Origin of the sequence: Peptostreptococcus sp. MV1 (assembly GCF_000758885.1) — a bacterium.
Taxonomy (GTDB): Bacteria; Bacillota; Clostridia; order Peptostreptococcales; family Peptostreptococcaceae; genus Peptostreptococcus.
In genome coordinates this window covers 1-25181 of sequence record NZ_JRNB01000043.1, presented here as the reverse complement: position 1 = coordinate 25181, position 25181 = coordinate 1, and the positions used below count along the sequence as shown (strand labels likewise).

General features: G+C 37.2%; 26 protein-coding genes. 25 read left to right on the top strand and 1 reads right to left on the bottom strand.

Annotation, left to right across the window (positions count from 1 at the left end; translation table 11 throughout):
- The 12 genes from HMPREF1639_RS03065 to panD form a co-directional block, all read left to right on the top strand.
- Nucleotides 1-546: GntR family transcriptional regulator (locus tag HMPREF1639_RS03065; RefSeq protein ID WP_036763118.1), on the top strand; the 546-nt coding region annotated here is incomplete at its 5' end.
- A 413-nt stretch (nt 547-959) separates the two neighbouring features.
- Nucleotides 960-2204 carry a CaiB/BaiF CoA transferase family protein gene (locus tag HMPREF1639_RS03060; RefSeq protein ID WP_036763111.1) on the top strand — a complete coding sequence of 415 codons (1245 nt, stop codon included), beginning with the start codon at nt 960-962 and terminating at the stop codon, nt 2202-2204.
- A gap of 78 nt (nt 2205-2282) precedes the next feature.
- Complete coding sequence (locus HMPREF1639_RS03055) at nt 2283-3518, top strand: 2-hydroxyacyl-CoA dehydratase subunit D (protein WP_036763109.1); 1236 nt, start codon at nt 2283-2285, stop codon at nt 3516-3518.
- A gap of 1 nt (nt 3519) precedes the next feature.
- Nucleotides 3520-4638 carry a 2-hydroxyacyl-CoA dehydratase subunit D gene (locus tag HMPREF1639_RS03050; protein ID WP_036763108.1) on the top strand — a complete coding sequence of 373 codons (1119 nt, stop codon included), beginning with the start codon at nt 3520-3522 and terminating at the stop codon, nt 4636-4638.
- Nucleotides 4639-4670: 32 nt separating this feature from the next.
- The gene (locus HMPREF1639_RS03045; protein WP_036763106.1) at nt 4671-5804 is read left to right on the top strand and encodes an acyl-CoA dehydrogenase family protein; all 1134 of its coding nucleotides are present in this window, start codon (nt 4671-4673) and stop codon (nt 5802-5804) included.
- Between the two features lie 16 nt (nt 5805-5820).
- Entirely contained in the window at nt 5821-6612 is a 792-nt protein-coding gene (locus HMPREF1639_RS03040) for an electron transfer flavoprotein subunit beta/FixA family protein (RefSeq protein ID WP_036763105.1), read from the top strand.
- A 54-nt stretch (nt 6613-6666) separates the two neighbouring features.
- The gene (locus HMPREF1639_RS03035; RefSeq protein WP_036763104.1) at nt 6667-7674 is read left to right on the top strand and encodes an electron transfer flavoprotein subunit alpha/FixB family protein; all 1008 of its coding nucleotides are present in this window, start codon (nt 6667-6669) and stop codon (nt 7672-7674) included.
- A gap of 362 nt (nt 7675-8036) precedes the next feature.
- Nucleotides 8037-8456, top strand: coding sequence for an NAD(P)-dependent oxidoreductase (locus tag HMPREF1639_RS03030; RefSeq protein ID WP_330371686.1), 420 nt, complete (start codon nt 8037-8039; stop codon nt 8454-8456).
- 44 nt (nt 8457-8500) lie between these two features.
- Entirely contained in the window at nt 8501-9826 is a 1326-nt protein-coding gene (gene brnQ / locus HMPREF1639_RS03025) for a branched-chain amino acid transport system II carrier protein (protein WP_036763103.1), read from the top strand.
- 177 nt (nt 9827-10003) lie between these two features.
- A complete protein-coding gene (locus HMPREF1639_RS03020; protein WP_036763102.1) occupies nt 10004-11188 on the top strand; it encodes a pyridoxal phosphate-dependent aminotransferase in 1185 nt (394 codons plus the stop codon).
- Between the two features lie 238 nt (nt 11189-11426).
- The gene (locus HMPREF1639_RS03015) at nt 11427-12305 is read left to right on the top strand and encodes a DMT family transporter (protein ID WP_036763101.1); all 879 of its coding nucleotides are present in this window, start codon (nt 11427-11429) and stop codon (nt 12303-12305) included.
- 220 nt (nt 12306-12525) lie between these two features.
- On the top strand, nt 12526-12921 hold the full coding sequence (gene panD, locus HMPREF1639_RS03010; RefSeq protein ID WP_036763100.1) for an aspartate 1-decarboxylase: 396 nt from the start codon (nt 12526-12528) through the stop codon (nt 12919-12921).
- 140 nt (nt 12922-13061) lie between these two features.
- Here panD and HMPREF1639_RS03005 read toward each other — a convergent pair whose 3' ends face one another.
- Nucleotides 13062-14186, bottom strand: a complete 1125-nt coding sequence (locus HMPREF1639_RS03005; RefSeq protein ID WP_052045397.1) for an AI-2E family transporter — start codon at nt 14184-14186, stop codon at nt 13062-13064.
- A 315-nt stretch (nt 14187-14501) separates the two neighbouring features.
- On the opposite strand from HMPREF1639_RS03005, the gene HMPREF1639_RS03000 reads away from it, so the two are divergent.
- The 13 genes from HMPREF1639_RS03000 (at nt 14502) to HMPREF1639_RS02940 (ending at nt 25097) form a co-directional block, all read left to right on the top strand.
- The gene (locus HMPREF1639_RS03000) at nt 14502-14897 is read left to right on the top strand and encodes a hypothetical protein (RefSeq protein WP_036763099.1); all 396 of its coding nucleotides are present in this window, start codon (nt 14502-14504) and stop codon (nt 14895-14897) included.
- Nucleotides 14898-14918: 21 nt separating this feature from the next.
- Nucleotides 14919-16892, top strand: coding sequence for an excinuclease ABC subunit UvrB (gene uvrB / locus HMPREF1639_RS02995; RefSeq protein ID WP_036763098.1), 1974 nt, complete (start codon nt 14919-14921; stop codon nt 16890-16892).
- A 17-nt stretch (nt 16893-16909) separates the two neighbouring features.
- Complete coding sequence (locus tag HMPREF1639_RS02990; protein WP_036763096.1) at nt 16910-17485, top strand: nitroreductase family protein; 576 nt, start codon at nt 16910-16912, stop codon at nt 17483-17485.
- A gap of 16 nt (nt 17486-17501) precedes the next feature.
- On the top strand, nt 17502-20339 hold the full coding sequence (gene uvrA, locus HMPREF1639_RS02985; protein WP_036763094.1) for an excinuclease ABC subunit UvrA: 2838 nt from the start codon (nt 17502-17504) through the stop codon (nt 20337-20339).
- A gap of 377 nt (nt 20340-20716) precedes the next feature.
- Entirely contained in the window at nt 20717-21979 is a 1263-nt protein-coding gene (sstT, locus tag HMPREF1639_RS02980; RefSeq protein ID WP_036763092.1) for a serine/threonine transporter SstT, read from the top strand.
- 157 nt (nt 21980-22136) lie between these two features.
- Nucleotides 22137-22655 (top strand): ECF transporter S component, encoded by a 519-nt coding sequence (locus tag HMPREF1639_RS02975; RefSeq protein WP_036763089.1) that lies wholly within the window; start codon nt 22137-22139, stop codon nt 22653-22655.
- Nucleotides 22656-22695: 40 nt separating this feature from the next.
- On the top strand, nt 22696-23436 hold the full coding sequence (locus HMPREF1639_RS02970; protein WP_036763088.1) for a hypothetical protein: 741 nt from the start codon (nt 22696-22698) through the stop codon (nt 23434-23436).
- Nucleotides 23437-23485: 49 nt separating this feature from the next.
- On the top strand, nt 23486-23638 hold the full coding sequence (locus HMPREF1639_RS09355) for a hypothetical protein (protein WP_198021051.1): 153 nt from the start codon (nt 23486-23488) through the stop codon (nt 23636-23638).
- Between the two features lie 30 nt (nt 23639-23668).
- A complete protein-coding gene (locus HMPREF1639_RS02960; protein ID WP_052045396.1) occupies nt 23669-23884 on the top strand; it encodes a CPCC family cysteine-rich protein in 216 nt (71 codons plus the stop codon).
- Nucleotides 23885-24097: 213 nt separating this feature from the next.
- A complete protein-coding gene (locus HMPREF1639_RS02955) occupies nt 24098-24424 on the top strand; it encodes a hypothetical protein (protein ID WP_036763086.1) in 327 nt (108 codons plus the stop codon).
- On the top strand, nt 24408-24662 hold the full coding sequence (locus HMPREF1639_RS02950) for a hypothetical protein (RefSeq protein WP_052045395.1): 255 nt from the start codon (nt 24408-24410) through the stop codon (nt 24660-24662). Before HMPREF1639_RS02955 ends, HMPREF1639_RS02950 begins: the two co-directional genes overlap by 17 nt.
- On the top strand, nt 24649-24825 hold the full coding sequence (locus tag HMPREF1639_RS02945) for a hypothetical protein (protein ID WP_242847265.1): 177 nt from the start codon (nt 24649-24651) through the stop codon (nt 24823-24825). The genes HMPREF1639_RS02950 and HMPREF1639_RS02945 overlap by 14 nt, the downstream gene beginning before the upstream one ends.
- 77 nt (nt 24826-24902) lie before the next feature.
- Nucleotides 24903-25097 carry a hypothetical protein gene (locus tag HMPREF1639_RS02940; protein ID WP_036763083.1) on the top strand — a complete coding sequence of 65 codons (195 nt, stop codon included), beginning with the start codon at nt 24903-24905 and terminating at the stop codon, nt 25095-25097.
- The last annotated feature ends 84 nt before the right edge of the window (nt 25098-25181 follow it).

Here is a 25181-nt window from a genome sequence, read left to right as displayed (position 1 = left end):
CTCGCGCAAATTAATTTTTTAACGGTATATCCTCAGAGGGGAACGTATATTAATTATATTGATTTGGAATACATAAGAACTGCACTTTTGATCAGATTGTCTATTGAAAAAGAAATATTATATAGGTTTATGCAGAAGGAAGACAAGTCTGATACCATCAAGAAGATGGAAGAAAATATGAGACAACAGGAAAAATTCTATCATGAGAAAGAATATTTGGTAGAGTTTAAGGAATTAGACGAAGAATTCCATAATTATATCATCATGAGTGTTGAGAATAATGCTGTTTTGCCGCTTATAAACGATCATCTATTGCATATAAGTAGATGGAGGAATGTTTATATTAAGTCGTGTTACAAGTTGAGTAAGATTATAGATGAACACAAAAGTATACTGGAAGCTATAAAAGAAAATGATACAAATAGGGCCTTGAAAAATATGACAGACCACATTGATACAGTTTCTGGAATAGCTAGTTTAGATCCTGAATATTTATCATATTTTAAGGGTGCTGACCAAGATTACATTAAACTTATGAAAGAATAATTTATGGACTCTAAATCCGGTTCATAAATTATTTAAATAAGTATTTACAGGAAAAAATATATATGATAAGATATTATCAATAACTGGTATACAAGTAGACTAAATTTAGTATACAAGTAGACTGAATTTAAAAAAGATGGTGTTTTATATATAAACATTTTGAAAAAAAGTCAAAATGCAAGATATACAAAATAATATATTTAAACTTTGTAGGATGTGTTGTTTTGTGTATCTTTTGTGTTTTTTACTGAGTTTTTCTTGTTTTAAAATTCAGAAAAATACAAAAACATATAAAAATATTTTTGGTTTTAAATTAATTTTTAATATAAACTGGTTATAGGTATAACTTCATATCTATATCACTAATAGTGATTGGTAATCATTAAATATTATTTTAGTAGGAGGTATTTGTAATGAGTACAAGAAAGAAACCATTAGAAGGTGTCAAAGTTGTTGAACTTGCTAACTTTATAGCAGCAGCTACAACAGGAAGATTCCTAGCAGATTTAGGAGCAGATGTTATAAAGATTGAAAGTGCTAAGGGTGATCCACTTAGGTATACTGCCCCAACAGAAGGTAGACCACTTGATATGTATGAAAACACTACTTGGGAGTTGGAAAACGCTAATAAGAGATGTATATCTCTAAATATGAAGGATCCTAAGGGTAAGGAAGCTTTCTTCAAGTTACTTGATGGAGCAGATATACTTATCACTAACTGGAGAGTTCAGGCCCTACAGAGAGCTGGTCTTGACTATGAAACTCTAAAGGTTAAGTATCCAAGCCTAGTATACGCTATATGTACTGGTTATGGTGAATATGGTCCAGACAAAGACCTACCAGGATTTGACTTCACTGCATTCTTTGCAAGAGGTGGATATCTTGAAAACCTAAGACAAAAATCAGATGTTCCTATGAACGTTGTTCCAGGTCTAGGTGACCACAATGTTGGTATCAACCTAGCTGCTGGTGTACTAGCGGCTCTATATCATGCTAAATTAACAGGTGAAGGTGAAAAGGTTGAAACAAGTTTGTTTGAATCAGCTATATTCAACATGGGTATGATGGTACAGGCTGCTCAGTACAAGGATCATGGAACTCCATATCCAATCAACATCAGAGAAGCTAACAACCCAGTAAATGCAGCTTGGTTGACTAAGGATGGAAGATATGTTCAGACTTGTATGCCTGACTACAACACATACTTCAAGAAGTTCTTTACAGCTTTAGGATTGGATGAAATGGTAAATGATGAAAGATTCTTCCCGGTTAAGAACGTAATCGCTAATAAGCTAGGAACAGAAGTATATGATAGAGCCATGAAGAGATTCGGTGAAAAGACTTATGAAGAATGGGCACCAATCCTTACAGCAGCTGATATTCCATTTGCACTAGCTAAGTCTTGGGAAGAATTGCTAGAAGACGAGCAGGCATGGGCAAATGATTGCTTCTACAAGATGCAGTATCCAAGTGGAGAAAGAATCCTTTGTAAGCACCCAGTTAAGTACCAGGAAATGGGACCTACTCCATACAAGAGAGGACCATTTATTGGCGAACACGGTGTTGAAGTAATGAAGGAACTTGGTTATTCAGATGACGAAATTAAGGAAATGCTAGAATCTAAGACATTATATGTTTGGGAAGACGAAAATAAATAATATATAGAGACAATTATTAGATATGGGAGTTTGTCTGGGAGACTTGATTGGACAGCCTGGACTAGAAAGGAGCTTATCATGAGTAATACAGGAATGGTAGAAGAAAAACCGGCAAAAGTATTGTTAGGAGAGATTGTTGCGAAGCACTACAAGGAAGCTTGGGAGGCAAAAAATAATGGTGAATTAGTTGGATGGTGTGCATCTAACTTCCCACAGGAAATATTTGAGACTATGGGTATAAAGGTCGTATATCCAGAAAACCAGGCTGCTGCTATATCTGCTAAGGGTGGCGGACAGAGAATGTGTGAAATAGCTGAAAATGAAGGATACTCAAACGATATCTGTGCTTATGCTAGAATATCTTTGGCATACATGGACGTTAAGGACGCTCCAGAATTGAATATGCCACAGCCAGACTTCGTTGCTTGCTGTAACAATATTTGTAACTGTATGATCAAGTGGTACGAAAATATAGCTAAGGAATTGAATATACCTTTAATATTAATAGACGTTCCTTACAATAATGACTACGAAGCTGGTGATGACAGAGTTGAATACCTAAAGGGTCAGTTCGACTACGCTATCAAGCAGTTAGAAGACTTAACTGGTAAGAAGTGGGATGAAAAGAAGTTTGAAGAGGTAATGGAAGTTTCTCAGAGAACTGGTAGAGCTTGGTTAAAGGCAACTGGATATGCTAAACATACTCCATCTCCATTCTCAGGATTTGACGTATTCAACCACATGGCTGTTGCAGTTTGTGCAAGAGGTAAGTTAGAATCAGCTATAGCATTTGAAAAGCTAGCTGAAGAATTCGACGAAAACGTTAGAACTGGTAAGTCAACATTTAAGGGTGAAGAAAAGTTTAGAGTATTATTTGAAGGTATAGCATGTTGGCCACACCTAAGACATACATTCAAGCAGCTTAAGGATGCTGGTGTAAATGTCTGTGGTACAGTATATGCGGATGCATTCGGATATATTTACGACAACACATATCAGTTAATGCAGGCTTATTGCGGAACTCCAAACGCAATTTCATACGAAAGATCAACTGATATGAGATTAAAGGTTATTGAAGAAAATAATATAGATGGTATGTTAATCCACATCAACAGAAGTTGTAAGCAGTGGTCAGGTATCATGTACGAGATGGAAAGAGATATAAGGGAAAGAACTGGTATACCAACAGCAACATTCGATGGAGACCAGGCAGACCCAAGAAACTTCTCAGAAGCTCAGTATGATACAAGAGTACAGGGTCTTATAGAACTAATGGAAGCTAATAAAGCTGCAAAGATGAAGGAGGCACACTAATATGAGTAATATAGATGTATTGTTAGGAAAACTTGATGTATCTCTTTTGGGACAGTTAGACAAGTATGTTTCAGAAGGTAAGAAGGTAATAGGTTGCGCACCAGTTTACGCACCAGAAGAACTTGTGTACGCTGCTGGTATGATACCAATGGGTGTATGGGGAGCAGAAGGTGAAGTAGGTCTATCAAAGGAATATTTCCCTGCATTTTATGCAGCTATAATACTTAGACTAATGGATCTTGGACTAGAAGGTAAGCTTGACAAGATGTCAGGTATGATAATACCAGGTCTAAGTGACGGTCTAAAGGGACTTAGCCAGAACTGGAAGAGAGCAATCAAGCAGGTTCCAGCCCTATACATAGGATATGGACAGAATAGAAAGATTGAAGCTGGTATTACTTACAATGAAAAGCAGTACATCAAGCTAAGAGGTGAATTAGAAGAAATAGCTGGTTGCAAGATTGAAGATGCTAAGGTTGAAGAAGCTATAGTACTTTACAACAAGCACAGAAAGGCAATGCAGGAATTCAGTTCTCTAGCAGCTAGTCACCTAAATACAATTACTCCAAGCCTAAGAGCTAGGGTAATGACAAGTGCCTTCCTATTTGACAAGGCAGAACATTTAGCTATATTAGAAGAATTAAACAAGGAATTAAAGGCAATACCTGAAGAAAAATTTGTAGGAAAGAAGATAGTAACTACTGGTATCCTTGCAAATAGCCCAGGTATGCTAGAAATACTAGATGAATACAAGCTTGGTATAGTTGATGACAACATCAACCACGAATCAGGTCAGTTTGACTATCTAGTAGATGAAGGAACTGCTAATCCAGTTAGAGCTCTATCTAAATGGATTTCAGATATAGAAGGTAGTACATTGCTATATGATCCAGAAAAACTTAGGGGGCAGATAATAATAGATAAAGTTAAAAAGCACCAAGCAGATGGCGTTATCTACTTGATGACTAAGTTTAGTGATTCTGATGAATTTGACTATCCAATCATCAGAAAAGAATTAGAAAATGCGGGCATCTTGCATATACTAGTTGAAGTTGATCAGCAGATGACTAACTTCGAACAGGCGAAGACAGCACTACAGACTTTCGCTGATATGATTTAATTAAAAGAATTAAAATTTTAAGGAGGCAATCTATGATTTTCGAAAAAGAACACGAATTAGTTCGTCAGCTAGCTAAAGAATTCGCTGAAAATGAAATTAAACCAACTGCAGAAGAAGTTGATGAAACTGGCGAATTTCCAATGGAAATTTATGAAAAAATGGCTAAAGCTGGATTTTTAGGTATTAAGATACCACAGGCTTATGGAGGCTCAGGTGGAGACCACCGTTCTTATGCAATAGTTATGGAAGAATTAGCTAAGGCATCAGGTGTATCTACTATATGGATATCATCTCCAAACTCACTACAGTCTACTCCAATATTGAGAGACGGTACTGAAGAACAGAAGGAAAAATACCTTAGACCAATGGTTACAGGAGAAAAGATGTTCGCATTCGCTCTTACTGAACCAGGTGCAGGATCAGATGCAGCTTCAATTTTGACAACTGCTGAAAAAGATGGTGATGACTATATACTTAACGGAAGAAAAACTTTCATAACTGGTGCTCCAGTATCTGACTATGTAATTGTTTTTGCTAAGACTAATCCAGAATTAGGCGTTAAGGGTATATCTACATTTGTAGTTGATTCTAAGCTAGAAGGCGTATCTTTCGGTAAGGCAGAAAATAAGATGGGTATGATTGGTTGTCCAACTAGTGATGTTGTTCTTGAAAATGTTAGAGTTTCTAAGGATTGTATGCTAGGTAGAGAAGGTAAGGGATTCATCAACGCTATGAAGACACTAAGCGTAGGTAGATTAGGTATAGCTTGTCAGGCTCTAGGACTTGCAGAAGGTGCTATGGAAGAAGCTATAAAGTATGCTAAGTCTAGACACCAGTTTGGAAAGTCATTAGCTAAATTCCAGAATACTCAGTTCATACTAGCAGAAATGGAAACAAAGCTAGCAGCTATGCGTCACCTTGTTTACGATGCTGCTTATAAGATGGATATGGGTCAAGCAGCTGATAAGGAAGCTTCAATGGCCAAGTTATTTGCAACAGAAGAAGCAAAATGGATAATAGACAAGGCATTACAGATCCACGGTGGATACGGTTATGTTAAGGAATATCCAATTGAAAGAATGTACAGAGATATCAGAGTAACTTCTATCTATGAAGGAACATCTGAAGTACAGAAGATGGTTATAGCATCAAGCTTATTGAAATAAGGGGAGGTATAGATAGATGAAAATTGTAGCTTGCATAAAACAAGTACCAGATACAACAGAGGTAAAACTTGACCCTGTAAAGAATACTTTGATCCGTGATGGTGTACCTAGTATCATAAACCCTGACGACAAGGCAGGTCTTGAACTAGCACTTCAGATCAAGGAAGCAGTTCCAGGATCTACTGTAACAGTAGTATCAATGGGACCTCCACAGGCAGAAGTTGCACTTAGAGAAGCATTAGCTATGGGAGCAGATGACGCAGTTCTAGTAACTGACAGAGCTTTCGGTGGAGCCGATACATGGGCGACATCTTCAACAATAGCTGGTGCACTTAGAAATATAGATTACGATATAATAATAGCAGGTAGACAGGCTATAGACGGTGATACTGCACAGGTTGGTCCACAGATTGCTGAGCATCTTGGTATACCTCAGATATCTTACTGTGAAGAACTAAAGGTTGAAGGTGACAAGTTCATCGTTAAGAGACAGTTCGAAGACAGGTATCACATAATTGAAATAAAGCCACCTTGCCTAATTACTACACTAAGCGAAGAAATAGATCCTAGATATATGACTATCGGTGGAATATTCAACGCTTATCAGAAGGAAATGAAGGTTTGGGGATTGAAGGACATCGAAGACAAGCTAGATCTTTCAAATATCGGTTTAAAGGGTTCACCTACAAACGTTAAAAAGTCATTTACAAAGCAGGCTAAGGGCAAAGGCGTTAAGCTAGAAGGATTAACTCCAGAAGAAGCAGCTGATGCAATTCTTGCTAAGTTACAGGAAAAGTATTTTATATAAGATACTAGAGATTTAAAATAATAAAAAATAATGATTTGAAAGGAAGATTACCTAATGAACAAGGATATTTATGTAATAGTTGAACAGGTAGACGGTGTCGTTCAAAAAGTAGGCATCGAGCTAATCGGTATAGCAAGTAAATTGTCAGCTGACCTAGGACAGGAAGTAGTTGCAGTTTTACTAGGAAAAGAAGTAAAGGGATTGGCTGAAAATCTAATCCACCACGGAGCAAACAAGGTTATATGTGTAGAAGATCCAATATTGGAACACTATGCAACTGAACCATACACTAAGGCAGTTAATGCGATAGTAGAAGCTAAGAAGCCGGAAATAGTACTATACGGTGCTACTTCTATAGGTAGAGACTTGGCTCCTAGAGTATCTGCTAGAGTGCATACAGGTCTAACAGCAGATTGTACTAAGCTAGAAATAGATCCAGAAACTAAGTTATTGCTTATGACTAGACCAGCTTTCGGTGGTAACATCATGGCTACAATAGTTTGTAAGGAATTCAGACCTCAGATGGCAACTGTAAGACCAGGTGTTATGCAGGCCCTTCCTACAGACAAGTCTAGGACTGGTGAAGTAGAAATGTTCAAGGTTGACTTCACTGATGCAGATATGAACATAAAGATCAGAGAAGTAATAAAGGAAAAGAATGCTAAGGTTGATATAACTGAAGCTAAGGTTCTAGTATCTGGTGGTAGAGGTATTGGTAGCCCAGAATACTTCGACGTATTAAAGGAATTAGCTGATGAACTAGACGGTCTAGTTACTTCTTCAAGAGCTAACGTTGATGCTGGCTGGATCGGTAGAGAAAGGCAGGTTGGACAGACTGGTAAGACAGTTAGACCAGACCTATACATGGCTTGTGGTATATCAGGAGCTATACAGCATTTAGCTGGTATGGAAGATTCTGAATTCATTATAGCTATTAACAAGGACGCTCAGGCTCCTATATTCGATGTTGCTGATTTGGGAGTAGTAGGAGACCTACACAAGATAATGCCTATACTAATCGATAAGGTTAGAGCATTAAAGGCTGAAAAAGCAAATATGTAATTTTATTAACAAAAAAGAAAATTTAGTTCAACAAATTAATAAAAATAGTTGTTTAGAACATACTGTGGGCATAAAATTTCTGTAGTAAAATACAAGAACTTATTGTATAATATACCTAGGGATTAGCACTTCTCCCTAGGTATAGCGTACAATATGTGCAAAACATGATAAAACTGTAGATATTTAAACAAGTATATCTAAAAAATTTAAACATATTGGTTAAATAAATAACAGTTTGTTTAGTTTATTTATATTTTTTATTATATAAATACTTATTAGCTAAAATTAGGGAGAAGGATTAATGGTAAAGGTTGGGGTAACTTGTAACAAGAACATTATTGAAAGATTCGGTGTAAAGAAGCCTGAAGGATGGGGTTTCCAGTAAATTAAGTATCCTTGCTCAGTGTGATATTATTTCTTATCACCTACCAGTACTAGACACCACTAGTAATATGGTTCGTAAGGAAACAATAGAAAAAATGAAGCAAGACGCAATAATAATAAATGTTGCAAGAGGAGAAATAGTTAATAACGAAGACCTAGCAGAAGCTCTAAATGATGGTAGAGTCTTTGCAGGGTTAGATGTTATAGCTCCTGAGCCACCAAGTGCTGATCATCCTTTATTTAACCTAACTGAGGCTGGTAAGGCAAGATTATCAATAACTCCTCATATAGCAGGTACAACTGATGATGCATTCATAAGAATGTCAGAGTGGTCATATGCAGATATGGTTAAGGTTATGAACGGCGAAAGACCTAACAATGTTGTTAATGGTCTTTAAAGACTAGGCCTATAAGGCAAATCTATTTTAGAAGGTGAATGAGTATGGAAATTAAAAGAAAAGACGTAATCGTTTGTGGTTTTGCATTATTTGCAATTTTCTTTGGTGCTGGTAACTTGATATTCCCACCACACCTTGGTGTTTTAGCTGGTGACAGATGGTTCACAGCTATGCTTGGATTTTTAGTATCAGACCCAGTGTTACCTATACTAGGTGTTATCGTTACAGCTAGGCTAGGTGGTAGAGCGGATGACCTTGGTAAGAGAGTAAGCCCTAAGTTTGCTAAATTGATCGGTACAATAGCGATATTGACAATTGGACCTTTCTTCGCAGTTCCTAGAACAGGTGCTACAACACATGAGATATTTATTAGACCATTGTTCCCATCAATTCCAATTTGGGTTACTGCTATAGTATTCTTTGGTTTGACACTTTATATTACACTGAATCCTGGTAAGGTTATAGATGTTATAGGTCAGTACCTAACACCAGCTCTACTGATAATTTTGGCATTAATTGTGGTTATAGCTATAGTTAACCCACCAGATCCAAAGGTTACAACAGATGCTACAGGACTATTTACGATGTCATTCAAGGAAGGTTACCAGACAATGGATGCTCTTGGTTCTCCATTAATGGCCGGTATAGTTATAACTGACCTTATTAGACGTGGATACCACGACAAGGAAGTTCAGTTCAAGGTTAGTGTTCAGGTAGGTATAGTTGCATTTGTACTATTGGCATTAGTTTACGGCGGTTTGACTTATGCAGGTTCTACAGTTGGCGGTCACTTCAATGGTGAAACTGAAAGAACTGTATTACTTATAGGTATGATTGAATTGATGTTAGGTAATGTTGGTAAGGTATTCATGGGACTAGCAGTTGCTCTTGCTTGCTTGACAACTTCATCAGGTCTAAGCTCAACTTGTGGTAACTACTTTGAAACTATTTCAGGTGGTAAGTTAAAATATAAGCAGATAGTATGTGTTACAATAGCTATAGCATTTGTTCTTTCTTTAATCGGTGTTGACGGACTAATAGCAATAGCAGTTCCAATACTATCAGCTATCTATCCAGTTATCATAGTACTTATATTCATGTCTATATTTGATAAGAAGATCAAGTACAACTGGACTTATACAGGTGCAGTTATAGGTGCATTTGCTGTAGCTATAATTGAAAGTATAAATCTTGCATCAGTAATGAGAGGTGGAAACCTACTAGAAGGTCCTGCTAAGATGTGTGCAGGATTGCCACTAGGAACATATGGTTTTGAATGGGTTGTTCCAGCTCTTGTGTGCTCAGTAGTTCTTACATTAATCAGCATGATGTTCAAGGTTGGTAAGACTATAAATGATCCACTAGACTAATAATACTAGGCTAATTTGTATTGAGAATTATCATACAAATTAAATAATTATAAAAATTATAATAAATGCATATGACTCAGTATTGGATTCCTCTAGGCGTTACTCTTAGAGGGATTCAGTATGAGTTATAGTAGGTTACAAAAGAGTTTTTTACATTTAATTTAGGAGGTAATTATTATGATTTCTCAGGAAATGGTAAAATTAGGTACAGCAAAATCAGTTATTAGAGAATTAGCAGGATTCGGTGCTATGAGGGCAGCTGAAATAGGTGCGGAAAATGTTTTGGATTTCTCATTGGGTAATCCATCAGTTCCAGCTCCACAGGAAGTACAGGATGCTATAGTAGATATCATAAAGACTTATGAACCAAAGGTATACCATTCTTATTCTTCAGGTGCTGGTCATGATGGTTGTAGAATTGCTATAGCTGATGATTTAAACAAGAGATTTGGAACAAAGTTTACTAAGGATAACCTATTGATGACTTGTGGTGCTGCGGCATCTCTAAACATCACTCTAAAGGCTTTGATTTCATCTGCTGATGATGAAATAATGGTTCTAGCTCCATTCTTCCCAGAATACACAGTATTCATCCATGGTCAGGGTGGTAAGCAGGTATTAGTACCTTGCAAGGACGACATGCAGTTAAATGTAGAAGGTGTAAAGGAAGCTATAACTCCTAACACTAAAGCTATAATAGTTAACTCTCCTAACAACCCATCAGGTGTTATCTATACACTAGAAGAAATGAAGGCTCTAGTTGAGTTATTAGAAGCAAAGGAAAAAGAATATGGTCATCCAATATACATCATAGCTGACGAACCATATAGAGAATTAGTTCTTATAGATGGTCTTGAAGTTCCATTTATACCAAATCTATATAAAAATACAGTAATCTGCTATTCTTGGTCTAAGTCTTTATCTCTACCTGGTGAAAGAATTGGTTATATACTAGTTCCAAGTGATGTAGATGATGAAATGCTAATGGCAGCAGTAGGTGGAGCAGCAAGAGTACTTGGTTATGTTTGCGCACCAACTCTATTCCAGTTAGTAGTTGAAAGATGCGTAAGTGTACCACCAAATGTTGAAGTATACAAGAAGAACAGAGACCTTCTATATGATGGTTTGACTAAGATGGGATACAAGGTTGCTAAGCCAGCTGGTGCATTCTACTTATTCATAGAAGCTCCAGATGGAGATTCTGAAAAGTTCTCTGAAAAGGCTAAGGCACATGATATGCTAGTAGTTCCTGGAACAGGATTTGGTTCAAAGGCTCACATGAGATTATCTTATTGTGTTGAAACTGAAAAGTGCCAGAAATCACTAGCAGTATTTGAAAAATTGATGGCTGAATACAAGTAATATCTTGTATTGTCCAGCCAGTTGGATTTAGAAAATTAATCTAATAATAAGGGTGTCGGTATATTTTTCCGGCACCTTTTTAATATGAAAATCTACTTCTAGCATACTTGACTAATCCTATCAATTTGCTAAAAGATCTAAATCAAATAATATTTAATTGCCAAGCTCCTTGCCTAAGTATCTTAAAAAAGATATAATAGGTAGTGGTTTTATTTATTGTAGATTAAAGGAGAAATATATGTTTATAGGAGAAATAACAGCCTTAATGGCATCGTTTTGTTGGACTATTAGTAGTACAATCGTAGAAAAAAGGGGAGTTGGTTTTTCTTCGGTCGCCATGAATGTAGCCAGACAGATAATAGCCCTATTAGCTATTGGGCTCATTATTATTTTTTTTAATAAGTCAAGTTTTTCGGGTAGTATTAGCTTTAGGTCAGTATTCTTTTTAGCTATGTCAGGTTTAATAGGTTTCTCATTGGGAGACTCTTTTTTGATGAGTGCATTTACTAGGATAGGGGCCCAGCTCACATTATTGATATATACAGTATCGCCTGTTATGACAGCTATTTTAGGTAGGATATTTTTTGCGGAGAGGCTGACAGTGATGAATATATTGGGTATGTTCATTGTAATTGCTGGCATTATGTTGGCAATCGTCAAGGGTGGTTCTTCCAGTATGAAGGTTAAGGGAGATCCGAAAGGGTTGGTATTTGCCTTTCTTGCATCAGTAGGTCAGGCCTTGGGTGTTATTTTTAGTAAGGCCGGATTGGAAAATATACCACCACTGCCAGCTACAGAAATCAGGCTTTTAGGAGGTATGATAGGTATACTGGTAATATGTACATTTACAAAAGATTGGCCAGATGTTAAACGTCTATTTACTTCTAGACAGGGGGTAGAAGTAACTCTGGGAAATGCTCTAATAGGAACGACTATAGGTGTAGTATTATCTATGTTTGCTATAAAATTAACCAAAGCAGCGGTGGCATCTACCCTAATGGCAATGTCACCTATAATGATTATACCTATAATGAGGTTTTATTTTAAGGCAAATGTCAGCAAGTATGAGGTATTAGGAGCTGTTTTATCGGTGCTTGGAGTTGCATTTTTAGTTTAGGAGTTTTTGTTGAAAAAATAAAATATTTTTGCTAGATTAAAATTAATTTCTGGTTTTTAAGATTTCTTGTATTATTGTGAAATTTATGATAATATGTACTAGGAGATAGAATTCAAGCGAATCTATACTCGCTAAGACTAGTTTATTTGTAATTTTATTGGTGAGCTTATATTAAGTAAATGAGACTCAGGATCTCAGTAAAATTAAGGAGGAAATTTTAATGAAAGTAGATATGTTGTGTGGTAAAATTCATAGGGCCACAGTGACACAGGCAGAATTAAATTACGTTGGAAGTATAACTGTAGATGAAGACTTGATGGAGGCAGCAGGTATCAGGGAATATCAGAAGGTTCAGATAGTTGATATAGACAATGGAAGTAGGTTTGAGACATACACAATATGTGGTGAAAGAGGCAGTGGCATAATCTGTCTTAATGGAGCTGCGGCTAGATGTGTAAGTGTAGGCGATAAGACAATTATAATGGCTTATTGCTCTTGTAACTATGAAGAGGCCAGTGACCACAAGCCAAGGGTAGTGTTTGTGGATGATGACAACAAAATTCATAGGGTAACTCGTTACGAGAAACATGGTAGAATAGAAGACTTGAAATTATAAGAGTTATAGCTAAGATTTGTCTAGCTATATAAACCAAGTTCCTATATAATATTAAAAATAAACTGAAAATAATGTAGATATATTGAGGGTGCAGAACTGTAAGATTAAAAACTAGTTCTGCACCCATTTTATAATAGTATTTATATTATTTCTTCTAGATTTTCTTCTCGTTTATTGACATAATTCTTCAGAATCTTGTATAGACTTGCTATTATTGGAACACCTAGTATTACACCGGTAATTCCAAAAAGCCCACCACTGACTATTACTGCTACGAATACCCAAATTCCAGGTAGACCTATTGATGAACCCACAACCTTGGGATATATTAAGTTGCCTTCTATTTGCTGTAATATTATTAGAAATACTATAAAAGCAAATGCCCTTACAGGATTAACTGATAGTACCATTAAAAAACCAAATAGGCCTCCTAGGTAGGCACCGACCATAGGTATTAAGGCAGTCACTCCCACAACAGAACCAATCATTATGGCAAAGGGGAAACCAAATATCATAAGACCTACAGAGCACAAAACTCCTAGGATGATAGCCTCAATGAACTGACCGATAAAGAAGGACTTGAAGGTTTCATAGGTAACTCTTGCCAGGTAGTAGAACTTGTCTAGTATAGGCTTTGGTATACATGTTGCAAAAAGTCTATTGAACTGACTCTTAAGCGATTCCTTACTGACTAGTATATACAAGGCTATTATTAAGGCAATGACTATATTAGCTAGCACACTAAAAATTGAATTAATTATATTTAATAATCCCCCACCCCAAGTAGTCGATAAACTGACTAATTTTTTCAGTATAGCCTGGGCATCTATATTGCTATTAAGAAGTTTGTTTTGCAATGAAGGGAACTCCTTTGATATGCCAACTAGAAAGTTGATTATCTTCTTGTAAATACCTGGAAATTGATCTGCAAATAAGACAAGTGACCTGGAAATCTGTGGTATTATTATTCTAGATAGAAGCAGAATAATAATGATAAAAAATGCTAGAGACATAAGTATAGAAATAGGTCTTTTTAGTTTTTTTATTAGCTTAGAGTTTGTTTTTGATAGGAATCTCTTTTCAGCACTATCAACTATAATATTAAGTATAAAAGCCATAAAACCACCGAGTATTATAGGCCAAAGCACTGACAAGATAGTGTTCAAGATGGTCAAGATCCCCTTTATATTGAAGACAATTATGGCAGTTAGTCCGAACACCAAACCGGTAAACACTACTCTTCTTTTGAAATTAATATTGTTCATATATCCTCCTTTAGTTACTTGTTGATTGATATATAAAGACTTGAATATTGTATTTTCGTCTAAATTATCGAATTTAAAAAATAAGCTTAATACGATTTTACATTATAGTGAAATATAATACAAGTATAAAAATTTATCAATTACCAAGATACATAGATATACCTTAATGCTATTCAAAGTGGTATAATAATAGTACAAGACATTGTTTGATAAGTCTTGTAATCAGTTTTATATATAATTTTTATTTTGCCTGTATTTACCTTGTTTCTTATTTGAGAGAAATACAGATGCAATAGCCTATAAGGAGGTATTATCATGACAAATCTATTTAATAATGAAAAAGTCTTGGTGTCTTTTGAAACTAAGAGAAGATTAAGCTTGGAAAAACAGGGTACAAATATGGTAGCAAATTGTCTGCTAGGACACAGTAAGACTTCTGGAGTAGAGCCAGACCTGTATACTATTTACCTTACAGATAAGACTTTCTTTGCTGAATTTAGCAGGAAGAGTCTACATGGTGATACACCTAAGAAGGTTACAAAATTGGATATACCTTTGACCGATGTTAAAAAGATTGAATTTAGGGAAAAGGATGGGCAGGAGTGTCTATACCTATTCAGTGCATGGGCCAAGGAGTACTATTTTGAAATTGAAAATGAAGAGGCCAGACAGGCAGCAGAAAAGATAATCGCTTATATAAAGAATAAGTAGGATAGACAGGAGATGCATAGGATGGATTTTAAGTTAGTTTCTGACTATGTGCCGACGGGAGACCAGCCGGAAGCTATAGACAGGATTTCTAGATCCATAGAAGAGGGCAATAAGTACCAGACCCTAGTAGGTGTAACGGGGTCTGGTAAGACCTTTGCTATGGCAAATATAATACAGAGGGTGAAGAAGCCGACCTTGGTTCTTGCCCACAATAAGACTCTGGCAGCCCAGCTCTACAGTGAGTTTAAGGAGTTTTTTCCGGAAAATGCTGTTGAGTACTTTGTTTCATACTATGATTACTATCAACCAGAGGCCTATGTCGCTCACAGTGATACATATATTGAGAAGGATGCAAGCATAAATGACGAAATAGATAAGCTGAGACACTCGGCTACGGCAGCCATATTAGAGAGGGATGATACTATAATAATATCATCCGTTTCTTGCATTTACGGCTTGGGTGATCCAAAGGACTACAAGGAATTGATGCTATCACTGAGACCTGGAATGGTCAGAGATAGGGATGATATAATAAAAAAATTGGTGGAAATCCAGTATGAAAGAAATGATATAAACTTTGTCAGAGGTACCTTTAGGGTTAGGGGAGATATATTGGAAATATTCCCGGCCAGCAATGATGAGAAGGCTATTAGGATAGAGTTTTTTGGTGATGAAATAGACAGGATTACGGAGATAGACTATGTGACAGGCAAGGTGGCTGGTCAAAGAAACCACGTGGTGATATTTCCGGCATCCCACTATGTAACTACACCTGAAAGAATTGAAAGGGCCATTGGGACAATAGAGGAAGAGCTTGACCAGACTATAAAGGATTTTAAGTCCAAGGACAAGTTACTGGAAGCCCAGAGGATAGAGCAGAGGACCAAGTATGATATTGAGATGCTGAGGGAGATTGGCTTCTGTCAGGGTATAGAGAACTACTCTAGGCATATAACAGGGAGGGAAAAGGGAGAAAAACCATATACCTTGATGGATTTCTTCCCAGATGACTACCTGATAATAGTGGATGAGTCCCATGTAACCATACCTCAGGTCAGGGGTATGTATGCTGGAGACAGGTCCAGAAAGAAGTCGCTGATAGAAAATGGATTTAGGCTAGAGTCAGCCTATGACAACAGACCCTTGAATTTTGAAGAGTTTGAATCCAATATACACCAGATGCTCTTTACTACAGCTACACCTGGACCATATGAAATGGAACATACAGATGTGTTTGCAGAACAGATAATCAGGCCTACGGGCTTGCTTGATCCAACGATAAGCGTGAGACCTGTTGAAAACCAGATAGATGACCTCATAGTTGAGATAAATAAGAATGTCGACAAGGGTGAAAGAGTCCTTATAACTACATTGACCAAGAAGATGAGTGAAGACTTGACAAATTATCTCTTGGACTCAGGTATCAGGGTCAAGTATATGCATTCAGACATAGTTACACTTGAGAGGACTGAGATAATAAGAGACCTAAGGTTGGGCAAGTTTGATGTCTTAGTTGGTATCAACCTCTTGAGAGAGGGCTTGGATATACCAGAGGTGTCTCTGGTGGCAATACTAGATGCTGACAAGGAAGGCTTCCTGAGGTCAGAAACATCCATGATACAGACTATAGGGCGTGCAGCTAGAAACTCTAATGGTAGGGTTATTATGTATGCTGACAGGATAACTGACTCCATGCAGAGGGCAATCAGTGAAACTGAGAGAAGAAGGTCTATCCAGATGGCCTATAATGAAGAGCATGGAATAGTTCCAAAGACTATACAAAAGAGTATTAGGGATAGCATTGAAGCTACTAGGGTGGCAGAAGACGTTGAAACATATGACGTTAATGATGTTAGAACCCTTAAGGACAAGACAGAAATCAGTCAGGCTATAATAGTATTAAAGGCTGAGATGATGGCGGCTGCAGAAAATTTGGAATTCGAGAAGGCTGCAGAACTAAGAGATAAGATAATGATTTTGGAGAAAAAAATATAGGAAAGGTAGGCAGAGTTATGGATTTTAAGGAATTGGTAAAGGCAAACAGAACTTGCAGGAGGTATGATGAATCAAAGTCTATCACTAGAGAAGATTTAGTGGGTTTGGTAGACCTAGTGAGGTATACTCCATGTGGTAAGAATAAGCAGGCTCTTAGGTTTGCCCTAGTAGCCGACGAAGAAACTAATGCAAAGATTTTTGAAAATATATTCTGGGCAGGCTTCCTAAAGGACTGGGACGGACCGGTTGAGGGTGAAAGGCCGGGCGGATATATATTGGTATTTGATGACAATAATTATGGAAGGGCTATGCCAGAGGATGTTGGTATTGCAGGTCAGACGCTTTCTTTAGGAGCAAGGGCTGAGGGAAAGGCAGTTTGCATATCTAAGGCCTTCAAAGAAAAAGAAATAAAGGAAATACTAGGTTTGGGAGATAATATGAACCTTCTATTGGTTGTATCAGTTGGCTATCCACTAGAGAAAGTTGTAATAGATGATATTCATGCAGGAGATGATATCAAGTATTACAGGGATGGTGATATGGTTCACCATGTGCCAAAGATAGTTACAGAGGACCTATTGATAAATAAGTAAGAGGAAGGGGTAGATTTTGAACGAATATATAACAATAAAGGGGGCTAGGGAAAATAACCTCAAGGCTGTTGACCTCAAGCTCCCAAGAAATAAATTTATAGTCTTTACAGGTTTATCCGGATCGGGCAAGTCATCCCTAGCCTTTGATACTATATACGCAGAGGGACAGAGGAGGTATGTGGAGAGCCTATCTTCATATGCCAGGCAGTTTTTAGGTCAGATGGACAAGCCAAGTGTAGACTATATAGATGGTTTGTCACCGGCTATCTCAATTGACCAGAAGACCACTTCGAAAAATCCGAGGTCTACTGTTGGTACGGTTACAGAGATATACGACTACCTAAGACTCCTATTTGCCAGGGTGGGCAAGGTACATTGTCCGGTATGTGGTAAGTTGATAAGTCAGATGACTATCCAGGAAATAGTAGACAAGGTTATGGAATATGACGAGTCTAGCAGACTACAAATCCTATCACCTATAGTAAGAGGTCAGAAGGGTGCCCATAAGAAGACCCTAGATTTTATTAGAAAAGAGGGTTTTGTAAGGGTCAGGATAGACGGAGAAAATTACGATATAAACGACGATATAGAACTTGAAAAAAATAAAAAGCACAGCATTGAAATTGTTGTGGATAGAATAATTGTAAAACCTGGTATTGAGGCTAGGCTAGCTGATTCGATTGAGGCTGCTGTAAAGCTATCTGACGGACTAGTGATAGTTCAGGATGTCAGAGAGGGTGGAGAGACTATGTTCTCTACTAAATTTGCTTGCCCTGACCATGGTATAGGTATAGAGGAATTGTCTCCAAGAGTCTTCTCCTTTAATGCTCCATTTGGGGCCTGTGACCTGTGTAATGGACTTGGTGAGAGTAAGGAAGTGGACATTGATTTAGTAGTTCCAAACAAGGACCTTAGCCTAAAGCAGGGGGCTATTGCAGCCTGGTCTAGTAATGGGCTCAATGACAATACCTACTACTCTATGATGATCCAGTCCCTGTGCAAGGTCTATGGAGTATCTATAGATACGCCTTTCAAGGACCTACCTGATGACTTTGTTCAGGAGCTGCTATATGGCAAGGAAAATACACTCTTGACCTTTGAGTTTGATTCTAAATTTAGTGGTATGAAGACCTACCAAAACTACTACGAGGGTGTGGTTGTCAATATAGACAGGAGATACAAGGAGACAAACTCTGAATTTATGAGGGACAAGCTAGAGGACTTTTTTGCTGAAAATCCATGCCCTAAATGTCATGGACAGAGACTAAAGCCAGAAGTTCTAGCAGTCAAGGTGAATGGAAAGAATATAATGGAAGTTACTGACCTATCAGTAGAGGGTCTGATTGACTATATAAGTAGTCTAGATCTGAGTCAGAAGAACCAGGTAATAGCCAAGGATATAGTAAAGGAAATTAGAGATAGGGCATCCTTCTTGAACAATGTGGGTCTAGGATACCTAACCCTATCGAGGAAGGCAGGAACCCTGTCAGGTGGTGAAGCCCAGAGAATAAGGTTGGCTACCCAGATAGGATCAGCCCTTACAGGTGTATTGTATGTTTTGGATGAACCTAGTATAGGTCTCCACCAGAGGGACAATGACAAGCTAATTGCAACACTGAGGGATCTGACTGACTTGGGAAATACCCTGATAGTAGTAGAGCATGATGAAGATACTATGAGGGCTGCTGATTATATAGTAGATATAGGTCCAGGTGCTGGTATACACGGTGGTGAGATAGTAGCCGAGGGTAGAGTTGACCAGATTATGGCCAATGAAGCTTCTATTACAGGCAAGTACCTAAGTGGACAGATAAAGATATCAGTTCCAGAAAAGACAAGAGAAGGAAATGGTCTTTTCCTTGAGGTAAGAGGGGCTAGTGAAAATAACTTGAAAAATGTTAATGTCAAGTTACCTCTAGGAAAGTTTACCTGCGTTACAGGTGTATCGGGATCAGGTAAGTCTACCCTGGTAAATGAAATCATATACAAGGCCACTACAAGGACCCTAAACAAGTCTAGGGTAAGGCCAGGTAAGTACAAGGAAATCCTAGGTATAGAAAATATAGACAAGGTAATCAATATAGATCAAAGCCCTATAGGTAGGACTCCTAGGTCTAACCCAGCCACATATACAGGTGTATTTGACATGATAAGAGACCTCTTCGCATCTACAAATGAAGCTAAGGCAAGAGGTTATAAGAAGGGAAGGTTTAGCTTCAATGTCAAAGGTGGTAGGTGTGAGGCCTGCAAGGGTGATGGTATCCTAAAGATAGAGATGTTCTTTCTACCAGACGTCTATGTGCCTTGTGAGGTATGCAAGGGTGAGAGATACAATAGGGAAACACTCCAGGTAAAATACAAGGAAAAATCTATAGCAGATGTACTTGAGATGAATGTCGAAGAGGCCCTAGAGTTTTTTGAAAATATACCTAGTATCAAGAGGAAGTTAGAAACCCTAATGGACGTAGGTCTATCCTATATAAAGCTAGGCCAGCCATCTACCCAACTATCTGGTGGAGAGGCTCAGAGGATAAAATTAGCTACTGAATTGAGCAAGAGACCTACTGGTAAAACCCTGTATATTTTGGATGAGCCTACTACAGGTCTACATTCAGAGGATGTCAGAAAGCTGATAGAGGTCCTTCAGAGGCTGACAGATACAGGCAATAGCGTGGTTGTGATAGAGCATAACCTAGATGTAATAAAGACTGCAGACCATATTATAGATTTAGGACCTGAAGGTGGTAATATGGGTGGAACCATAATTGCTACAGGAAGTCCGAGGGAAATATGTCAAGTAGAAGAAAGTTATACAGGTCAGTACTTGAAAAAGATGATAGAAGGCTGTAACTAAAGTATATTATTAGAAAATAGAAAATAAGTTCTATGCTAATATAAAAATGAAAAAGGCATAAAAGGTTTGAGGTATTATGCTGAAAATTGAATAAGAACTTTGTGTATAATCTAGTTGGACTATTTTAGTCTGGCTAGATTATTTTTTTAAAAAAATATAAGTAAAGTATATATTAAGGCTAAAAGGCTGATTGCACATAAAAACAAAGGTATTTATATCTTTTAGCAAAGACACTATAAATGAATTTATGTAAACCTACATAGTATAATAAAGTAGAAAATATTGGATAAGTCTGACAATTGACTCTTTTAGATTTGATTATTCTTTTGTTATGTTATATAATAGCTTTATCTAAATTTAGGAGGAGGTTTGAGTTTATGGGAAATTTACTCAGAAAGTGGAATAGCATAAGCTTGGTTAAGCGAATCATAGTTGGTATGATTTTAGGTGCCATTTTAGGTGTAGCAGCACCAAAGGCAGTTGCCATAGCAATGTTAGGTACACTATTTGTAGGCGGATTGAAGGCAATCGCACCGGTATTAGTATTTGTTTTGGTTATAGCGGCTATATGTCAGCATAAGGCTGGACAGAAGACAAATATGAAGAGTATTATAGTTTTATATCTAGTAGGTACATTTGCAGCAGCATTAGTTGCAGTAATTGCAAGTTTTATCTTCCCAGTTAAGTTGATCTTGGCTGAGGGAGCAAAGGACGTAACAGCACCAGGTGGAATTGCAGAAGTTTTAAAGGCATTATTAATGAATATAGTAGACAATCCACTAAATGCAATCGTTAATGGTAACTATGTAGGTATACTAACATGGGCGCTTATATTTGGTTTTGCTCTTAGAAAGGCAGCTGAAGGTACAAAGAAGATATTTGTAGATATATCAGATGCAGTATCTCAGGCAGTTAAGTGGGTAATTAACTGTGCACCATTCGGTATCTTGGGTCTAGTATTCAATACTGTATCTACAAATGGTCTAGGAATATTTACAACATATGGTAAGCTTTTACTAGTATTAGTTGGTTCAATGTTCTTTATTGCTCTAGTTGTAAACCCAATAATCGTATGGATCTGTACAAGAACTAATCCATACCCATTGGTAATGAGAACACTAAAGGATAGTGGTATGTATGCCTTCTTTACAAGAAGTTCTGCAGCCAATATACCAGTAAATATGAGCTTGTGTAAGAGCTTGGGTCTAGATAAGGATACATATTCAGTATCTATACCACTAGGAGCTACAATAAACATGGGTGGAGCAGCCGTAACAATAGCTATACTAGCATTGGCAGCAGCTCATACATTAGGAATTAGTGTTGATATACCAACTGCAATTATACTAAGTGTGCTATCAGCTGTATCAGCTTGTGGTGCATCTGGAGTTGCTGGAGGATCATTATTATTGATACCACTGGCTTGTTCACTATTCGGTATACCAGCTGACATATCAATGCAGGTTGTTGGTGTTGGTTTCATAATAGGTGTTATTCAGGACTCTTGTGAAACTGGTCTTAACTCATCAACAGACGTTCTTTTCACAGCTACAGCTGAATTGATGGAAAGAAAGAAGAGGGGAGAAAAGGTTGACTACGCTAGCATAAAGGCGGCAGCAGCAAGAAATGAATCTCTATAACTCAAGAAAAATAAAGGATTGGCCTAGCCAATCCTTTTTTGTACCCATACAAAGTTAATAAAATTGGCCATTTAATTGAATATTTTACCAAAGTGTATTATATTGTTTATGGAGACCAGCTTAGGTCTTACTAACGAAATTATATATGGAGGTTATTATGAGTGAACAGTTAGGAAAAAATGAAGGATTTAATACGAAAGACATTGTCTTATGTGGTATATTGATGGCCATGACGACAGTAATGACAATGATAGTGCAGATACCTGTAATAGGGGCTCACGGTTATGTAAATATGGGAGATACAGTGGTATTATTCACAGCCCTTTACCTTGGCAAAAAACAGGGTGCAGTAGTCGGTGGTGTGGGATCTGCCCTAGCAGACCTTATATCTGGCTATGGTGTATATGCACCAGTTACTCTTATTGCCAAGGGGTTAGAGGGATTTATATGTGGCTTGATAGCTGAAAAAGTATCTGGTAGAAAAGGTAGAATTATAGGTACAGTAGTCGGTGGTGTGATTATGGTGACTGGTTACTTTATCGGTGAAATATTTATGTACGGTTTGAAGACTTCAGCCGCAGCTGTGCCAGCCAATTCAATGCAGGCACTTTTCGGTATAGTTACATCATTGATAATATATGTAGGTGTATCTAGAGCAATGCCAAGAAAAAAATAGTATGAGTTAGTGAGGGTTCTTTTATGTTAGGAGGGAGTATATGAAAGAGCAAAAAGCTAGGACGGGATATAGGTTGAATTATTCATCCATAGAAGACCCTGCAAAGGTTACTAGGAGAAGTGAAATCCTGGATAAAAAAAATAAGAACCCTTTTGATAAGAAGGGGAGAAAGGTAGAGCAAAAGCTTAAAAAGAGAATAAGTAAATCAATTAAAAGTAATAATAACCATACTGGCAAGGAAGAAAAGGGCTTCAAGAGCATAATCAAGAAATTGGAGGATTATGATGTTCCTGACAAGGGCAGTGCGAAGAAAAAGTCTAAGTTTGCTAGCCTATGTGCCCTCATTGCACTTTTGATGTCCATGAGTCCTATTTTAGGTAAAGTGAAAAAAGTCTTTGACGAAAATGGATTACCTGCTGTAAGTATAGAGTCTGTTGGAGATTTTATAAATCGAGCCTTTGAGTATGATACTGAAGTGCTGGAAGATACAGATGGCAGTTTGAAAATAAAAATAAATGACACTAGTGGGGCGATGGAAATTAGGTCAGATGAGCATGAATTTTTTAAGGTGGAAAATCACCTTAGAGACGGAAAGCTAGCTATTAATATGGATAGGGTAAAGGGTAATATTGTACTTGTAACGATTGGTCTTGATAAGGGGGAAAGACATGAACACCCTCTTAAAAATGGACACAATGAAGTGGATTTTTCTAGTGATGAAAAGGATAATTTCTACTTAGAGTATGAAGATTTTGATGGTGACTTAGAGTTAGAACAATAAAAATAAGTATAGAAATAAAAAGATTAAGAGGATTCACAAGTGGCACAAAATGGAAGTATTAGCCGAACCATTAAGTGATGATGTGTTAGGGTTTGTTACTAAATCAGGATTTGCATTTAAGGGTAGAATAAGTACGAATGATTTTGCTTTAGGTAGCAGGCTTAAAAAATATCAATATTTTTTAAGCCTGACAATGGAGTGAACGATTATATGAGAGAGCAGGTGGAGAGGCTTGGTAAACTATAACAATAATATTACCAGAAAAGATGAATGTTCTTACCCTATGAAGTGTCCAGTTTGCGGTAACTGGGTTGACTTTTTTGACATCTGCGAGAATTGTGGATATCAAAACCAAGGCGTTGATGAAGACAATGGGTTAAGAGGACCCAATAGGATGACCCTTACAGAAGCAAAAGAGGCATATAGGAACGGGCATAAAATTTATTAAAGCACTTTAACTTTGAATAGTTAGGGTGCTTTTTTAGTGATAGTTTCAGTCAGGCCTCTTCACTGAAAGCTAAATATGACTGTACATAAAACAACCGACCTAGACAAGTCGTTAAAAGGTCTAATTTTAATGCAATAAAGTACTCAGGGCTAAGAGAATAAAAGGGCCAACTACATACTGGTACCGGCCAGAATAAAAAGAAGAGTAGATAATATGAAGTGGTTAGAAAATATAATTAAGAAGAATGCTGATGTACCGGTCAATCTGACCGAACGAGTTAGCTTTAACAATAACTGCATTAAAAATAGAGTTTGGTACAGGGGTTACCCATCAGAGTTAGAGGAGTTTTTTAAGAGTGGGATTCACTCAGACAGTGTTAGCAAGGCTAGGTTTTGGGCCTCAGTTCCATCTAGTGGTAGAATGAGAAAGTTACATAGCGGAATATATGCCGTGGTTATTGATGCTATAACTGATTTAATTCTGGGAGATTACCAAGGATTACAAATTAGAGATGCATCAGAAGATGGGCAAAATAACTGAAGTTAATATTAAAAAGACCAAAGACGACTTGATACAAAAGGCTATGGATGGTAAAATTGAAGAAACAAGGAAATATATAAAATCCGATGAGTGTATTAAAAAGATTCATGAGGGTAAGCAAGGCAAACACATAGTAGATCATAATAATTTTTCAATACACTATTCAAAGAGTGGTACACACGTAGTACCTAGAAAGGAGCAAAACAATGGTAAGTCTGGAGGAAATGAGAAAAGCTGAAGGGCATCGAATTAGAGTCGTTTATACAAATGGTGAATCAAGCGAAGATTATTGTTCGTATTATATGCATCCAGCCAATGATGAAGAGGAAGCATTGATATTTATAGGTGAACATTACGTGGCAGAACAGTCTGACATTGAAAGTATTACAATCTTAGACTAGTAGGTGTAACAATGGATAATTTTAAATACACTATTCAAATAAGGGTAGGCATATAGTGCCTAGAAAGGAGCCGAGCAATGGTAAGTCTAGAGGAAATGAGAAGAGCTGAAGGACATCAAATTAGAATTGCTTATACAAATGGAAAATCAAATGAAGATTATTGCTCTTACTATATGCAATCTGAGGATGAAGATGAGGAAGCAGCGATATTTATAGGTAAGCATTACATTGCGGAACAATCTGACATTGAAAGTATTACAATTCTAGACTAAGCATCTTAACGGTAGTTAGGGTGCTTTTTGGGTTCTATAATATATAGCGTTGATGGTAACAAAAATGCTTTCAAAGTCGTAAGA

What these genes read in the sequence shown, in the direction of transcription:
- HMPREF1639_RS03060 (WP_036763111.1), top strand. Translation starts at nt 960, where the DNA reads ATGAGTACAAGAAAGAAACCATTAGAAGGTGTCAAAGTTGTTGAACTT.
- HMPREF1639_RS03055 (WP_036763109.1), top strand. Translation starts at nt 2,283, where the DNA reads ATGAGTAATACAGGAATGGTAGAAGAAAAACCGGCAAAAGTATTGTTA.
- HMPREF1639_RS03050 (WP_036763108.1), top strand. Translation starts at nt 3,520, where the DNA reads ATGAGTAATATAGATGTATTGTTAGGAAAACTTGATGTATCTCTTTTG.
- HMPREF1639_RS03045 (WP_036763106.1), top strand. Translation starts at nt 4,671, where the DNA reads ATGATTTTCGAAAAAGAACACGAATTAGTTCGTCAGCTAGCTAAAGAA.
- HMPREF1639_RS03040 (WP_036763105.1), top strand. Translation starts at nt 5,821, where the DNA reads ATGAAAATTGTAGCTTGCATAAAACAAGTACCAGATACAACAGAGGTA.
- HMPREF1639_RS03035 (WP_036763104.1), top strand. Translation starts at nt 6,667, where the DNA reads ATGAACAAGGATATTTATGTAATAGTTGAACAGGTAGACGGTGTCGTT.
- brnQ (WP_036763103.1), top strand. Translation starts at nt 8,501, where the DNA reads ATGGAAATTAAAAGAAAAGACGTAATCGTTTGTGGTTTTGCATTATTT.
- HMPREF1639_RS03020 (WP_036763102.1), top strand. Translation starts at nt 10,004, where the DNA reads ATGATTTCTCAGGAAATGGTAAAATTAGGTACAGCAAAATCAGTTATT.
- HMPREF1639_RS03015 (WP_036763101.1), top strand. Translation starts at nt 11,427, where the DNA reads ATGTTTATAGGAGAAATAACAGCCTTAATGGCATCGTTTTGTTGGACT.
- panD (WP_036763100.1), top strand. Translation starts at nt 12,526, where the DNA reads ATGAAAGTAGATATGTTGTGTGGTAAAATTCATAGGGCCACAGTGACA.
- HMPREF1639_RS03005 (WP_052045397.1), bottom strand. Translation starts at nt 14,186, where the DNA reads ATGAACAATATTAATTTCAAAAGAAGAGTAGTGTTTACCGGTTTGGTG.
- HMPREF1639_RS03000 (WP_036763099.1), top strand. Translation starts at nt 14,502, where the DNA reads ATGACAAATCTATTTAATAATGAAAAAGTCTTGGTGTCTTTTGAAACT.
- uvrB (WP_036763098.1), top strand. Translation starts at nt 14,919, where the DNA reads ATGGATTTTAAGTTAGTTTCTGACTATGTGCCGACGGGAGACCAGCCG.
- HMPREF1639_RS02990 (WP_036763096.1), top strand. Translation starts at nt 16,910, where the DNA reads ATGGATTTTAAGGAATTGGTAAAGGCAAACAGAACTTGCAGGAGGTAT.
- sstT (WP_036763092.1), top strand. Translation starts at nt 20,717, where the DNA reads ATGGGAAATTTACTCAGAAAGTGGAATAGCATAAGCTTGGTTAAGCGA.
- HMPREF1639_RS02975 (WP_036763089.1), top strand. Translation starts at nt 22,137, where the DNA reads ATGAGTGAACAGTTAGGAAAAAATGAAGGATTTAATACGAAAGACATT.
- HMPREF1639_RS02970 (WP_036763088.1), top strand. Translation starts at nt 22,696, where the DNA reads ATGAAAGAGCAAAAAGCTAGGACGGGATATAGGTTGAATTATTCATCC.
- HMPREF1639_RS09355 (WP_198021051.1), top strand. Translation starts at nt 23,486, where the DNA reads ATGGAAGTATTAGCCGAACCATTAAGTGATGATGTGTTAGGGTTTGTT.
- HMPREF1639_RS02955 (WP_036763086.1), top strand. Translation starts at nt 24,098, where the DNA reads ATGAAGTGGTTAGAAAATATAATTAAGAAGAATGCTGATGTACCGGTC.
- HMPREF1639_RS02950 (WP_052045395.1), top strand. Translation starts at nt 24,408, where the DNA reads ATGGGCAAAATAACTGAAGTTAATATTAAAAAGACCAAAGACGACTTG.
- HMPREF1639_RS02945 (WP_242847265.1), top strand. Translation starts at nt 24,649, where the DNA reads ATGAGAAAAGCTGAAGGGCATCGAATTAGAGTCGTTTATACAAATGGT.
- HMPREF1639_RS02940 (WP_036763083.1), top strand. Translation starts at nt 24,903, where the DNA reads ATGGTAAGTCTAGAGGAAATGAGAAGAGCTGAAGGACATCAAATTAGA.